Source organism: Desulfuromonas sp. CSMB_57 (genome assembly GCF_020194955.2).
In the GTDB taxonomy this organism is placed as follows: Bacteria; Desulfobacterota; Desulfuromonadia; order Desulfuromonadales; family Syntrophotaleaceae; genus JAFCIY02.
In genome coordinates, this window is sequence record NZ_JAFCIY020000022.1 from 80,006 (window position 1) to 93,638 (window position 13,633).

The 13,633-nt window shown below is 61.1% G+C and carries 11 protein-coding genes; 2 read left to right on the forward strand and 9 right to left on the reverse strand.

Annotated elements, in window-relative coordinates; translation table 11 throughout:
- Positions 1-24: 24 nt before the first annotated feature.
- From JQN68_RS05505 to rbr, 4 genes are all read right to left on the reverse strand, one after another.
- On the reverse strand, positions 25-981 hold the full coding sequence (locus tag JQN68_RS05505) for a GGDEF domain-containing protein (protein WP_225071581.1): 957 nt from the start codon (positions 979-981) through the stop codon (positions 25-27).
- A complete protein-coding gene (locus tag JQN68_RS05510) occupies positions 978-2,075 on the reverse strand; it encodes a cobalamin B12-binding domain-containing protein (protein ID WP_225071580.1) in 1,098 nt (365 codons plus the stop codon). The genes JQN68_RS05505 and JQN68_RS05510 overlap by 4 nt, the downstream gene beginning before the upstream one ends.
- A 269-nt stretch (positions 2,076-2,344) precedes the next feature.
- Complete coding sequence (locus tag JQN68_RS05515; protein WP_225071579.1) at positions 2,345-2,773, reverse strand: fasciclin domain-containing protein; 429 nt, start codon at positions 2,771-2,773, stop codon at positions 2,345-2,347.
- Positions 2,774-2,863: 90 nt separating this feature from the next.
- Entirely contained in the window at positions 2,864-3,436 is a 573-nt protein-coding gene (rbr, locus tag JQN68_RS05520) for a rubrerythrin (RefSeq protein ID WP_225071578.1), read from the reverse strand.
- A gap of 581 nt (positions 3,437-4,017) precedes the next feature.
- On the opposite strand from rbr, the gene nirB reads away from it, so the two are divergent.
- The gene (gene nirB, locus JQN68_RS05525) at positions 4,018-6,933 is read left to right on the forward strand and encodes a nitrite reductase large subunit NirB (RefSeq protein ID WP_225071577.1); all 2,916 of its coding nucleotides are present in this window, start codon (positions 4,018-4,020) and stop codon (positions 6,931-6,933) included.
- A 111-nt stretch (positions 6,934-7,044) separates the two neighbouring features.
- The gene (locus JQN68_RS05530) at positions 7,045-7,386 is read left to right on the forward strand and encodes a transcriptional regulator (RefSeq protein ID WP_225071576.1); all 342 of its coding nucleotides are present in this window, start codon (positions 7,045-7,047) and stop codon (positions 7,384-7,386) included.
- A 183-nt stretch (positions 7,387-7,569) separates the two neighbouring features.
- Here JQN68_RS05530 and hcp read toward each other — a convergent pair whose 3' ends face one another.
- From hcp to JQN68_RS05555, 5 genes are all read right to left on the reverse strand, one after another.
- Positions 7,570-9,237: a hydroxylamine reductase gene (gene hcp, locus JQN68_RS05535; RefSeq protein ID WP_225071575.1), complete on the reverse strand. Its 1,668-nt coding sequence runs from the start codon at positions 9,235-9,237 to the stop codon at positions 7,570-7,572.
- 156 nt (positions 9,238-9,393) lie between these two features.
- Positions 9,394-10,110, reverse strand: coding sequence for an N-formylglutamate amidohydrolase (locus JQN68_RS05540; protein WP_225071574.1), 717 nt, complete (start codon positions 10,108-10,110; stop codon positions 9,394-9,396).
- A complete protein-coding gene (locus JQN68_RS05545) occupies positions 10,107-11,423 on the reverse strand; it encodes a carboxylate-amine ligase (protein ID WP_225071573.1) in 1,317 nt (438 codons plus the stop codon). Before JQN68_RS05545 ends, JQN68_RS05540 begins: the two co-directional genes overlap by 4 nt.
- Complete coding sequence (locus JQN68_RS05550) at positions 11,420-12,904, reverse strand: RimK family ATP-grasp domain-containing protein (RefSeq protein WP_225071572.1); 1,485 nt, start codon at positions 12,902-12,904, stop codon at positions 11,420-11,422. Before JQN68_RS05550 ends, JQN68_RS05545 begins: the two co-directional genes overlap by 4 nt.
- A complete protein-coding gene (locus JQN68_RS05555; protein WP_225071571.1) occupies positions 12,894-13,622 on the reverse strand; it encodes a C39 family peptidase in 729 nt (242 codons plus the stop codon). Before JQN68_RS05555 ends, JQN68_RS05550 begins: the two co-directional genes overlap by 11 nt.
- Positions 13,623-13,633: the final 11 nt, after the last annotated feature.

Here is a 13,633-nt window from a genome sequence, read left to right on the forward strand (position 1 = left end):
GGCCCAAGCGAAAGGTATTGTGTGTCAGATTGTGGAAGAAAAAACCTCGACCCGATCGCGACCCTGGTTCTTCGCGACATAGAGCGCCAGGTCGGCTTGTTTGATCAGTTCTTCCCGGGAAAGCTGGGGGGCATATCCGCCGACGCCGGCGCTGACCGTAATCCGATAGTCATTGCCCAGCAGGTTTCGGTCGGCCAGTTCCGAGCGGATTCGTTCGGCAAACCGGCGCGCCTCCGCGACCGTCGTGTTCGGTAACAGGGCGATGAATTCCTCCCCGCCGAACCGCGCCGAAAGATCCGATTTGCGGCCGTGTTTTTTTAACAGTTCGGCAAAGTACTGCAGCACCCGGTCGCCGGCATCATGGCCGAAGCGATCATTGATGTGTTTGAAATGATCCAGGTCGAACAAAACCAGGGCAAAGGATGGGTTACCGTGGGTGGCTTCCTCCAGGGTATCCTGCAGACGTTCCATGAAATAGCGGCGATTGGGCAGGTCGGTCAGCGGGTCTGTGCGGGAAATATGTTGGATTTCGCTGTAAGCCGACTGCAACTCCCGATGTTTTTGGGCCAACTGCATGTTCATGCCGGCCATTTCGTTGGTCAGTTGCGAAAGGGTGTTTAAAGCCTGGTCTTCTGAAATATTCAACCTCTCACCGCACACCAGAACGCCCTTCTCTACGGGCAGGGTCACGCAGCGGAAATAATGATTGGCGTGTTTCAGTCGCAATACCTGGGTCGGCAGGGCTGAAGGCCGGTTGCCGGGAAGGGCCAGCAGGCTGTCTCCGGGCACGGTCAGCAGATCATTGAACCGTCGGTTGTCCAGATCGATGGCGTGAGGGAAGAGGTCGGCGAAGGCCTGGTTCCAGGCTTGCAGCACCCCGGCGTCATCCAGACAGACCAGGAAAGTGTATTGCAGGGCTCGGAACAGCGGTTCCAGGACTTCGGAGTCGGAATCGATCCATGAACCGAGATTGAATGTCATGCTCCATCCCACCATTGTTGCAGCAGGTTGCGGGCCGCCGCACAGTTGTCGGCATAGCCATCCGCGCCCAGGGTTTGCTGCAATCGGTCGCTCAAGCGAAACACCTGGCCTCCGACCAGGGTGCGGGGACGCTGGTCGCAAGGCAGGTTTTTGACGCCGTGGAGGATTTTTTTGACGTGGCGGAGGTTGAAGGGCATGGCGATGGACAGGGCCAGCACCTTAGGCTGTTCCGATTGCACCAGGTTCAACAAGTCTGTTCGCGGCGTGTTGGCGCCCAGAAAGACGGTTTTCCAGCCATCGAGTTCCAGGGCGTTGGCGACCATCCAGGCTCCGATTTCATGAAATTCATTGGGTGCAGCGGTGATCACCACCTTGCCTTTAAGCGTCGGCGGAGGGTTCAGCAGGGGGTAGATGGAAGCCAGCAGTCGCATGACGATGGCGGAGGCCAGATGCTCCTTGGCGACGGAAATCCGACCGGTTTCCCAGTCCCGGCCGATGCGGTACATGGCGGGCTGGATGATTTCCAGGTAGAGCCGGTCCAGGCTGCCGGATCGTTCCAGCAGGTTGCGGCTCAGGCGAAAGCACTCCTTGAAGTCGCCGTCCAGCAGGTGGCGGTAAAAAACTGCTTCATCGGAGTCGTCATCTCGGCTCTGTGCCCCCGACTCCGGATAAGGCTTGGCCAGTTCGAGGAACAGATCATGATTTTGAAGTAAAAATTCGTATATGTTCACCACGCTGCCGGCTTCTTCCGCGAGGCAACCACGCAGGGCGTCGACCCAGGCCTCGAGCTCCACCAGAAAATAATCGGCACTGAAACCGTGACTCATGTAGGCGCGGTATACCCAGGGGACCATGCGTACCAACATGTCGTAGGCCTGAAATTCGAATACGTTGGCCATGAAATCAAAATGGTAGCGGTGGTTGTCGAACATCATCTGCTGCGGGTTGCCACCCAATAGCTGCGGCAGATCGGTCCGGTCGAGAAGGGTTTGGTTCACCTGCTCGAGGAGAGCCTCGCCATGGCGCAGGTATGCGGCCAGAGCTTCAGGCGCAACCGGGGTAAGATTTTCGGTTTTGCGCAGCAGCTTCTCCAAGGAGTCCTCCTTTTGCAATCAATCAAAAATGGCAGGCGGCCAAGATTGAAGTTTAGCTAAATGCAAAAATAATGTCATATTTTTTAAAATTAAAAATTATCTTTGGGATAAAACCAAGGGGCAAGGACATAGCTGGAACAATGGGGAAGGGCGGCAGGCAATATTCAGGGCGTCGCCGGCAAAAAAGCCACCGGCGGCGCCCGCTTACAGAAGATCGACGTGCCCCGTTGCGGGGTCTCGTACCCTTGATGAGGGGGGAGATGTTGGTGTCAGGCCGTGGTTTCGTACCAACCGGAGTGTTGCGGCAGGAACACATTGTCAATAATGTGAATGACGCCGTTGCTGCATTCGATGTCCGGTTCGACGATGTGCGCGTTGTCGATCATGATTTCATTTTCGTCCAGATAGACCGACAGGGATTTGCCCATTTCGGTGATCAGGGTAAATACATTGGTTGCATCAAGTTCGGCGGCGGCGCGTTTTTCGCCGACCAGGTGGTACTGCAGGATCGAAACCAACTTGTCCTTGTCGGCCAGGATGGCATCGACGTTAACCCTGTTGAAGGCCTCATCCGTGGGGGCGAAAAAGGTGAAGGCGCCCGGTTTCTTCAGGGTTTCGGTCAGGCCCGCGGCCTTGATGGCGGCGGCCAGGATTTTCATCGAGCTGTTGGCCTCGATGGTTTCCAGAATGGAGAGCATGAGAACTCCTTTCCCCCTTGCGGGGCTTGGATGGTTAGGGGTGGCTAGGGGTGAAAAGACGCGGTTGCCTCAGGTGCCGGCCGCGAAGGATCAGTAATTTTCACCCAGCAGTTCGAAATGGGCCTGGGGATGGGCGCAGGCCGGACATTCCACCGGGGCTTCCTGGCCCTGGTGCAGATAGCCGCAATTGCGGCAGCGCCAGACAACCGCTTCATCCCGCTTGAAGACCCGGCCTTCACGGATATTGCCCAGCAGGGCCCGATAGCGCTTTTCATGCTGCTTTTCGGCCACGGCGATGGCCATGAAAATATCGGCGATATCCTTGTAGCCCTCCTCCCTGGCGATTTTGGCGAAGCCGGGATACATCTGGGTATGTTCGTAGTTCTCACCCCCCGCGGCCTCCTCCAGGTTGGTGGCGGTATCGCCGATGATGCCGGCGGGAAAGGCCGCGCAGATTTCCACTTCACCGCCTTCCAGGAGTTTGAACAGACGCTTGGCATGTTCCTTCTCCTGGTTGGCGGTTTCCTCGAAAATGTCGGCAATCTGGACGAACCCCTCTTTTTTGGCCTGACTGGAAAAATAGGAGTAGCGGTTGCGGGCCTGGGATTCTCCGGCAAAGGCGGTCAGGATATTTTTTTCGGTCTTGCTTCCTTTGAGGCTCATGACTGCTCCCTTTCTGCAGGGGTTGCGGTTGTGCGGAGTGAAAAGATGTTTAATGCAATTTAAATGATATGGAACATTTTTCAATGGGCACGGCCTGTTTTGTCCAGCGGAATGTTCTACCTCGAGTAAAAATTTTATAGGAATAATTACTATCAAGCTTTGGTCTGTTGTCAAGACCTGCTCAAGGCATTGCCTTCCTCCCTACCGCACCGCTGGTGAGTGCCGACCTTGCAATCGCCGATTTTTTTTAGGAAAGACATCCAGGCGGCTTGGTGGAGAGGCCTGCCAGACGTCCTTACCGAGTTCCCCGCCGGCGCCGCCATCAGTCCAGCGGTGCTTAAGGACTGGAAATCAACCTTTGTTTTGTTTTTCTGTCCGGTTTTCCGCCGAAAATTGATCCGTATCAAAAACTGAAGGGTTCATAGCCTTTACCCTGAGAAAAAGGAGGTTTCCGGCACCAGGATGGTCGTCCGTGCCGCCATCCCTCCATCTGTTTGCATCCGGCCCGCTCGGATGGACGTTGACGAATGACTCTCAAGGCCCGGAAAGCGGTGGGCCGCAGCAAAGGGAAAGGAATTCCTATGGCGGAAAATATAATTATTGTCGGCAATGGCATGGTGGGGCACCGTTTCTGCGAAGAACTGATCGAGCGGGGCCTGGCGGCAAAAAACCGGGTGATCGTCTTTGGCGGCGAACCCCGCCCTGCCTACGACCGGGTGCAGCTTTCCACCTGGTTCGCCGCGGAGAACGTGGATCTTACCCTGCAGGATGCCGCCTGGTATCGCGACCACGGCATCGAACTCAACCTCGGCGACCCGGTGGTCGCCATCGACCGCGAAAAGCGCACCGTCACCACCGCCTCGGGACGCAGCCAGGCTTACGATAAGCTGGTGCTCGCCACCGGCTCCTCGGCCTTCATGCCGCCCATGCCGGGGATGGATCGCACCGGGGTGTTCGCCTACCGCACCATCGAGGATCTGGAGGCGATTGCCGCCTACAGCCGACAGGTATCCAGGGTCGCCGTCATCGGCGGCGGGCTGCTGGGTCTGGAAGCGGCCAAAGCCTGCATCGATCTCGGACTTAAGACCAGCGTCGTGGAGATGGCGCCCCGCCTCATGCCCCGCCAGCTCGACGACCGGGGCGCGGCGGTGTTGTGCGAAGCGATTGAACGGCTCGGCATCGAGGTCCTTACCGGCGTGGCCACCACCGGCATCGAGGGCGACGCAACGGTTACCGGCATCGGCTGCCGTGATCGCGAAGCCATCCCGGTGGAGATGGTGGTGGTGTCCGCCGGCATCGTGCCCAACGACAAGCTGGCCCGCCACTGCGGCCTGGAGGTCGGCCGGCGTGCCGGCATCGTGGTCAACGGCAACCTGCAGACCAGCGACCCACGAATCTACGCCATTGGCGAATGCGCCCTGTTCGAAGGTATGATCTACGGCCTGGTGGCTCCCGGCTACGAGATGGCCCGGGTGGTCGCCGCCCGTTTCGACGGCGAGGAAAAGGAATTCACCGGCTTCGACATGTCCACCAAGCTCAAGCTGCTCGGCCTCGACGTGGCCTCTTTGGGCAACCCCTTCGACGACAACCCGGACAACCGGGTGGTGGAGGTGCACGACACCGTCACCGGCATCTACAAGCGCATGGTCATCGATCCCGGTGGCAAGAAGCTGCTCGGCGCCATCCTGGTGGGCGACGCCGAGCCCTACGGCATGCTGTCCCTCTACGTCAAGGGCAACAAGGATCTGCCGGAGCAGCCCCAGTCCCTGATCGTCAAGGGTGGTGCCGGCGCCGGGCCGGCCATCGACTCCCTGGAGGAAGAGGACATCATCTGCTCCTGCAACAACGTCACCTTCGGCACCCTCTGCAACGCCATCGAGGTGCAGGAGCTGCGCACCGTGGACCAGATTTCCAAAGCCACCAAGGCCGGCACCGGCTGCGGCGGCTGCCTGCCCATGGTCAAGGCGGTGCTCAAACACCAACTGGCCAAGGCCGGCATCGAGATGGACAATGCGATCTGCGAGCATTTCCGCTATTCCCGCCAGGATCTGCTGCACATCGTCAAGGTCAAAAAGATCCGCAGCTTCGAAGATCTGCTGAGGCAGTACGGCCAGGGCGCCGGCTGTGCGGTGTGCAAGACCACGGCGGCCTCCATTTTCGCCTCCCTCTGGCACGAGTACATCCTCGACCACGCCCATCTGCAGGACACCAACGATCGCTACCTGGGCAACATTCAACGCAACGGTACCTATTCGGTGATCCCCCGCTCCCCCGGCGGCGAGCTCACCCCCGAGCAGTTGATCGCCATGGGCGAGGTGGCCAGGGAGTTCAACCTGTACACCAAGCTCACCGGCAGCCAGCGGGTGGCCCTGTTCGGTGTCCATCTGGAGGATCTGCCCAGGGTCTGGGCCAAACTGGGCGAAGTGGGACTGGAATCCGGCCATGCCTACGCCAAGGGACTGCGCATGGTGAAAAGCTGCGTCGGCGACTCCTGGTGCCGCATGGGCATGGGCCCCTCCGTCGATTTCGCCATCGAACTGGAGAACCGCTACAAGGGTCTGCGCTCGCCGCACAAGCTCAAGGCGGCGGTCTCCGGTTGCACCCGCGAGTGCGCCGAGGCGATCTGCAAGGACTTTGGCCTGATCGCCACGGAAAACGGCTGGAATCTCTATGTCGGCGGCAACGGCGGCGCCTTCCCGCGCCATGCCGATCTGCTGGCCACCGACCTGGACCGTGCAACGGCCATCCGCACCATCGACCGCTACCTGATGTACTACACCCGCACCGCCGACAAGCTGGAGCGTACCTCGACCTGGCTGGAAAACCTCGATGGCGGAGTGGAGAAGCTGAAAAAGGTCATCATCGAAGACTCCCTCGGCATTTGCGCCGAGCTGGAAGCGGACCTGCAGCGGCACCTGGCCAAGCAGCACGACGAGTGGGCCGTCACCCTCGGCAGGCCGGAACAGTTAAAGTCATTCCGCCACTTCGCCAACGCCGACGGCAAGGATCCGGTGCAACTGGTCACCGTGCGCGGCCAGATTCGGCCGGAAATGTGGTTGAAGGAATACCCCGTGCCCGACCTGGAGCCGGAAGTGCTGGCAGGTCCCCGGGAGTGGGTCAGGCTCGGTCGGGCCTCGGCGGTGCCCGAGAACGGCGGCGCCACCTTCCGGTATGGCCACCATCAGATCGCCGTGTTCCATTTCGCCCAGCGGGGCCAGTGGTATGCCTGCCAGAATCTGTGCCCTCACAAACAGGAGATGGTCCTCTCCCGCGGCCTGCTCGGCGATACTGCCGGCATTCCGCAGATAACCTGCCCGATGCACAAGAAGTCCTTCTCGTTGCAGGATGGAAACAGCATCAACGACGAAATCTACGCCATCCAAACCTTCGAGGTGAAGGTGGAAGGCGAGGACCTGCTCGTCAAGCTGCCCTCTCAGGCAAACCTCGACCGGCTTCATGCTTGCGACCCGGAGGCGACCTGCACCTGTTTTGCCTGAACATGCTGGAGTTTTGATCTGTCGGAAAAATTAGTTGACAGGAAGGTTCTTGTCAACGGATAGTAAAACGCCGTTTGCCGGCTAATTAATCTTGAACCTGGGAGGAACAGTATGAGCGATGTCAACACCGTATGGGACAACCTGAACACCGCCGTGATCGTATCGGACCCTGATTTCAAAGTGACGTACGCCAATCAACGCGCGTACACGCTGTTCGACGAGTTGAAAATTGCCGGGTTGGAAGTGGGTAAAAACATGGCCGCCTGTCACAAGCCGGAAACCATGGTCAAGATGAAAGGCATCTACCAGGATTTCGCGGACAAGAAAATCAAGATCAACTACCTGACCATGGACGGCCCGGAAGGGACCCTGACCATCGTCAATGTGCCCTTCTATGTCGGCGATGTTCTGGGCGGCGTGGTGGAAATGGTTTTTGAAGGGTCCCTGGCCTGAAGCTGACCCCCGGCAAGGAGTTTTCAACGCAAAGGAACGGCCCGCCCCTTATTCGGGGCGGGCCGTTCCTTTTTGGCCGTGGCGTGCCGGCACGAAGCCGCTATGGGCCGGATGACATGGGCAAAAAAAGCCGGCGGCAGGGTGACCTGCCGCCGGCGGTGTTGGATGTTGGAGTCTGTCCCCTTAGCCGAGGATGGCCTTGAGGTCTTCGGCCGGAGTGGAGATGGGGGCGATCTGGTAGTTCTCCACCAGGAAGTTGAGCACGTTGGGGGTCACGAAGGCCGGCAGGCTCGGACCCAGTTTGATGTTTTTGATGCCCAGGTGCAGCAGGGTCAGCAGGATGACCACCGCCTTCTGCTCGTACCAGGACAGGATCATGGACAGCGGCAGGTCGTTGACGCCGCACTCGAAGGCGCCCGCCAGGGCCACGGCGATCTGGATGGCGCTGTAGGCGTCGTTGCATTGGCCCACGTCCAGCAGCCGCGGGATGCCGCCGATATCGCCGAAGTCCAGCTTGTTGAAGCGGTATTTGCCGCAGGCCAATGTCAGGATGACGCAGTCCTTGGGCACCTGCTCGGCGAACTCGGTGTAGTAGTTGCGGCCCGGTTTGGCACCGTCGCAGCCGCCGATGAGGAAGAAGTGCTTGACCGCGCCGGCCTTGACCGCCTCGATGACCTTGTCGGCCACGCCCAGCACGGCATTGTGGCCGAAGCCGACCAGGATCTCCTGGCCCGGTGCTTCCGGCAGGTCGGGACAGGCCAGGGCGCGCTCGATGACTTCCGAGAAATCCCAGCCGTCGATGTGCCGGACGTCCGGCCAGGCGGTGCAGCCCCAGGTGAACAGGCGGTCCTTGTAGGCCTCGGCCGGCTTCTGGATGCAGTTGGTGTTGAAGATGATGGCGCCGGGGAACTGAGGCAGTTCCTTGGCCTGGTCCTGCCAGGCACCGCCGAAGTTGCCGACCAGGTGGGCATACTTCTTGAGGCCGGGGTAGCCGTGGGCCGGCAGCATTTCACCGTGGGTATAGATGTTGATGCCCTTGCCCTCGGTCTGCTTGAGGAGTTCCTCGAGCATCTTCAGGTCGTGGCCGGAAACCAGGATGCCCTTGCCGGCGCGGGTGCCGAGCTGGACCTTGGTGGGCACCGGATGGCCGTAGTGTTCGACATGGCCGGCGTTCAGCAGGCCCATGACGGTGAGGTTGTGCTTGCCGCATTCCAGGGCCAGGTTGACGAAATCCATCAGGCCCAGGGACGGGTCGCAGGTGGCGGCCAGGGCGCGGTAGTAGAAATCGGTGACCTCGTCGTCGGTCTTGCCGAGGATCTGGGCGTGCTCGGAATAGGCCGCCATGCCCTTGAGGCCGTAGATGAGGATCTCGACGGCGGAGCGCACGTCGGCGTCGTCATGCAGTGTTTCGATGCCGTGTTCCTGGCCCTGCTTGACCAGGTCCCCGGCCGGTTTCCAGGCGGTGGGTCCGGCGGCGGCACTTTCGCCGCAACAGCCGAACAGAGCTTTCAGCTTGCCGAAGATGGAGGTGCTCGGCTCCTTGCCGCCGGCCTGGCGATACATTTCGCGAGCCTTTTCCTTCATCTGGTAGCACTGGCCGATGAGTTTCTCCAGCCGTGCCGGATCGAAGTCGACGTTGGTGACGGTGGCGAACAGCGCCTCGTACAGAAATTTGTCGAGTTCGGCATTCTTGGCGCCCATTTTACGAGCTTCGCTGGCATAGCAGGCGAGGCCGCGCAGTCCGTAAAGCAGGTTGTCCTGCAGGGCTGCGACATCCGGCAGTTTGCCGCAAACGCCGCTTACGGTGCATCCGGTTCCCTTGGCAGCCTGTTCACATTGACGACAAAGCATGATTTTCCTCCTTGAAGGTTGGTGGATGGTATGTTGCGTCGGGATCTGGTACGACCTTACCCTGGATTGGCGGGTGGCTTCTTGACGGGAATCAATTTTGGCCGTTTTTCATCCCTTGCCCGTACCAAGTTTATCAAAGTACGACGGATTGCAACCTCAGCCGCCCGATTCTTTCAGGCTGTGCCGGAGGGCTTCCAGCAGCGTGTCCTGAAAGGTCTGCCAGCTCTGCGGGTCGGACAAAGGATAGTTCTGGTTGACTTCCAGTTCGATGCCGAGGTAGGCATCCGGGTCGAATTCCCTGCGCAGGGCGGTGACCAGGGCATCGGCGTTGCCGCGATAGGGGTAGTTTCGGCGCACCCGCAACCCGGGGGCGAGGCGTCCCAGGGTCGCCTGCAGAAGCGTGCAGAAGGCGCGCTCGACCGGCCGGGCCGGATCGTACAGCAGGCCGAGATCGGCATTGCGGGCCACCCCGTGCCAAACCGGGGTGAAGGAGTGCACCGACAGATGCAGCACCCGGTGGCCGGCGGCACCGAGACGGGCGACGGTGGCCCGCGCCTCGTCCCAATAGGGGGTGTGGTAGCGCTGCAGCAATTCGGCCCGCTCCCCTGCCGGCAGGTTGCGGGTCAGTGCGGACCACAGGGTGCGGCTGCGGGGAGAGCGATTGGCGTCGAGGAGCAGGCGGGTGATGGTGGTGGCCAGCAACGGTGCAGCCAATTCTTGCGCCAGTTTCCGGGCCAGAGGCAGGATGCCGATATCGTACCCGCGATGGCTGGCCAGCAGGGTCTGCGCGTCGGCGAACAGGGCCTGATAGGGAGCCGGTATCTGGTTGCCGGCGTGTTCGCAGCTGACAAACACTGCCCAGTGATCGGTCATGGTTCGATCCTTGTTGGTGGTTGATGGTTGTTTTGCGCCGGGCCGGCCGGTTGTCGGAAGCTTTCGGACGGCGCTGGAAACAGGCGGTTGGTCGCCAGACAGGCGCACAATTCCCCATAAACGGACCGTAAGCCGGCCGGATCGGGATGTTCGCCGACGGCGTTCAGCAGTCGGCGGGCGAGGGGCCCCTGTTCCAGCATGACCCGCAACGGTTCCCGGACTTCCTGGAAGTCCTCGGGATGCTCCCCGTCCAGGGTGGCGACCAGATGCGACCAGAGTTCGCCGGCGGTGCCGGCAGAGGCGGGAAAGCCGAAGGCCGCCAGGTAGGCCGGATCGTCCAGGCGGGCCTGCTCACCCTGGTGAATGGTGCGCGCCAGCAGGGTCGCGAGGGGGGCGACGGGCCAGGCTTTTTGGACGGCCAGGGGTTGCCAGCGTTCTTCGACCAGGGCGCGCAGCACGGCCGCAACGGCCGTCAGGACGGCCTGGTCGGCGAGGGGACATTCCTGCACGTCGAGCAGCCGGATTTCGATGGTGCTGCGCTGGAATCGGGCAATGGCGCCGCGGGAGTTGAGCCATTCATGGCGCAGGAGCCTTTCCCCGTCGAAGGGCGCGATGGCGCGGTACATGGGTTGCAAGATCCGGCGGCGATAGTCCCGCCGGGTGAAAACCGCTTCGGGAATGATCGCGCCGGCGATGAGCGGCAGACGTTTCTGGTTCTGCTGGTAGACCAGCAGGCGCGTATCCAGGGCGGTGCTGAAACGCCCTTCGACAAAGGGCGAACTGGCCGCCAGGGCCGGCAGGATGGGTAACAACAAGCGCACGGCGGCATGCAGACGGCCGAATTCTTCATCCCCCGAAAAGGGTAGATTGAGATGGCAGCTCTGCAGATTGGTCCAGCCGTGACCGCGACAATCGAAAATCCGATGGTAGGCCTGATAAATTGCCTTGTCGCCATGGGGCCAAAGGCGGGCTTCGGTGTGAGGGGCCATCCAGGGATGCATGGCCGTCGGCATCAGGCAGGCATCCAGGCCGGCCAGTTCCCGGTTGACCTCGGTGACCGCGGCCCCGAACCGGCCGGCCAGTCCGTCCAGGGTGGCGACCGGGCCGTTGGTTTTCAACTCCAGGACATGCAATGCCAGTTCGTTGGACCAGCGCAGGGGGCCGCAGATCCGTTCCCTGGTGGGTCGGCCGCGGCGATCCGTGAGCAGGTGGTCGGCCAGCGGCAGGATCGCCAGGGTGTCGCGGCGCACGATCATATATTCCAGTTCAACGCCGAAGCCCTGAAAAAGATGTAGCGGCCGGGAACGGTTCATCGTCTCGGTATCCCCTTTTGCTTTTCCACGCGCCGCATCAGGCCCTGCATGATGCGCAAGTAGAGTTCCTCCTGCAACACCGCATCCTCGATGCCGGCATCGATGTTGGGATTGTCGTTGATCTCCATCACCAGCACGCGCGCGCCGATCTGTTTCAGGTCCACCCCGTAGAGTCCGTTGCCGACCAGGTTGGCCGCCCGCAGGGCGGTGCCGATCACGGTCGCCGGCACCTGGGTGAGAGACACGGTGTCCGCCGGACCCTCGTCCTGCTTGCGGCCGTCGGCGGAACGCCGCAGAATTTGCCAGTGCCCCTCCGCCATGTGGTAGCGACAGGCAAACAGGGGCTTGCGGTCGAAGATGCCGATGCGCCAATCGAAGGCGGTGGGCAGATATTGTTGTGCGAGGATCAGGTCCGAATGGTGAAGCAGGCGTCGCATCTGGCAGCCCAAGTCCTCGGGGCTGTCGACCCGGACGACCCCGCGGGAAAAGGCGCTGTCCGGCTGTTTGAGAACGCAGGGCAGGCCCAGGGCATCCAGTACCGGCTGCAGCAGGGGGCGCTGCACAATCAGGGTCTGCGGCGTGGCGATGTGATGCCGCTGCAGAAGTTCCGCCAGAAACACCTTGTTGGTGCATTTGAGAATGGAATCGGGATCGTCGATCACCACCAGTCCTTCGGCGGCCGCCCGACGGGCGAAACGGTAGGTGTAATGATTGACGCTGGTGGTTTCGCGGATGAACAGGGCATCGAATTCCGCCAGCCGGCCGAAATCTTCCCGACCGATGCATTCGGCGGCGAAACCGACCTCTTCGGCGGCATGCAGGAATTGTCGCAGAGCTTTGCTGTTGGATGGAGGTTCGCTGGCGTCGGCATCCACCAGGATGGCGAGATCGAACCGTGCGCTGCTGCGGCGTGGGGCACGGGGTTCCAGCCCCTGGAAGTATTCCCGGGCCCGGGCGATGACGAAGTCGCGATGCTCTTCGGGAATCTCGCTGGCGGCGATGGGGGCGAGATGCAGCAACCGCCACTTGCCGTGTCGGACGCTCCAGCCGAAGGAGGCGCGCAGGAAGGGCGCCGGAAACAGGCGGAACAACTGCTGGCTGAGGCGGTCATAGCGTTTGGCAAGGTTGCGTCCCAGGTAGATGCTGAGGTCGAATTCGGTGGAGCGGATGGGCTTGAGGCTGCTTTGGATCAGATCGTCCAGGTCGTCGGCGGCGATGCGGAGGATGCTGGAGGATTTGAGATCCTGGATGGCGGCCACCTTCGGCAGGGGTTTGTGGCCGCGGGCTTCAGCCAGCAGGGAGACGTAGTAGCCGAGGCTTTGGTAGCGGTAGGAGCGACACAGGTTGAAAACCCGCAGGCCACGTCGCTCAATAAACCGCGACTCGTTCAGGTAGCGGCGGGCCGCCACCAGTTCCACGCCCTCTATCTGCAAAGGCCAGGCGCGCGGGTTGTCCACCACAATTATCGCATCAGTGTTCATGACCGACCTGTTTGCGGCGTGGTTGGAGGACGAGGAGGTTGGCGTCATAAGTCAGGACCCCAAGCAGAATGGAACACAGTACCCTCTCGATGGGAACCTGGTAGATCTGCCCGGGAGCAACCGGATTGGGCAGCAGGGGATCCGCCACGGACATGAGGCGCTGGTCCTGATGATAGCCGCACAGCACCACGAAGTGTCCGGATGGTTCTCCGCGCAGGTCGTCGTAGTCGCAGTGCGGTCCGTGCTCACGTGGGGTTCGATACAGGTAGGTGGCGCTCAAACCGGTGATGATGGGCACACCCTGTTTGACGTAGCGGCGGATCAGGCTCAGGGTCAGATCCTCCATGCGCAGCTCGCCGCCCAAGTCGAGAAATTTTAGATAGCCGGCCGTGGCGGCCTGCAGGCGGGGATCCTGTTTGAACTCCAGTTGGGCCTGCAATCGCTCCTTGAGGTCAGGTCCGCCGGGGCGCAGCCAAGTGGGATCGAACAGCTGCAGTTTATAGGTGTAAATCCGCGCCCGATAGCCGCGCTGCAGGGCGTGGCAGGCCAGCAATACCGCCAGGGTCCCGCCGCTGGCCAGCATCGGCACTTCCCGGATCACCCGGTCCAGGGGCAGATCATCTCCGAAAAAGCGATAAACAGCCTGCAGGCAGGTGGGGCCGCAGGTGGTGTCGTCCGGTTGCGGGGAAATCTCAAAAGGCAGATGGACCTGGGCCATGGTGTGGACCT

Coding starts and splice junctions, on each gene's coding strand:
- JQN68_RS05505 (WP_225071581.1), bottom strand. CDS start 981: ATGACATTCAATCTCGGTTCATGGATCGATTCCGACTCCGAAGTCCTG.
- JQN68_RS05515 (WP_225071579.1), bottom strand. CDS start 2,773: ATGCTCTCCATTCTGGAAACCATCGAGGCCAACAGCTCGATGAAAATC.
- rbr (WP_225071578.1), bottom strand. CDS start 3,436: ATGAGCCTCAAAGGAAGCAAGACCGAAAAAAATATCCTGACCGCCTTT.
- nirB (WP_225071577.1), top strand. CDS start 4,018: ATGGCGGAAAATATAATTATTGTCGGCAATGGCATGGTGGGGCACCGT.
- JQN68_RS05530 (WP_225071576.1), top strand. CDS start 7,045: ATGAGCGATGTCAACACCGTATGGGACAACCTGAACACCGCCGTGATC.
- hcp (WP_225071575.1), bottom strand. CDS start 9,237: ATGCTTTGTCGTCAATGTGAACAGGCTGCCAAGGGAACCGGATGCACC.
- JQN68_RS05540 (WP_225071574.1), bottom strand. CDS start 10,110: ATGACCGATCACTGGGCAGTGTTTGTCAGCTGCGAACACGCCGGCAAC.
- JQN68_RS05545 (WP_225071573.1), bottom strand. CDS start 11,423: ATGAACCGTTCCCGGCCGCTACATCTTTTTCAGGGCTTCGGCGTTGAA.
- JQN68_RS05550 (WP_225071572.1), bottom strand. CDS start 12,904: ATGAACACTGATGCGATAATTGTGGTGGACAACCCGCGCGCCTGGCCT.
- JQN68_RS05555 (WP_225071571.1), bottom strand. CDS start 13,622: ATGGCCCAGGTCCATCTGCCTTTTGAGATTTCCCCGCAACCGGACGAC.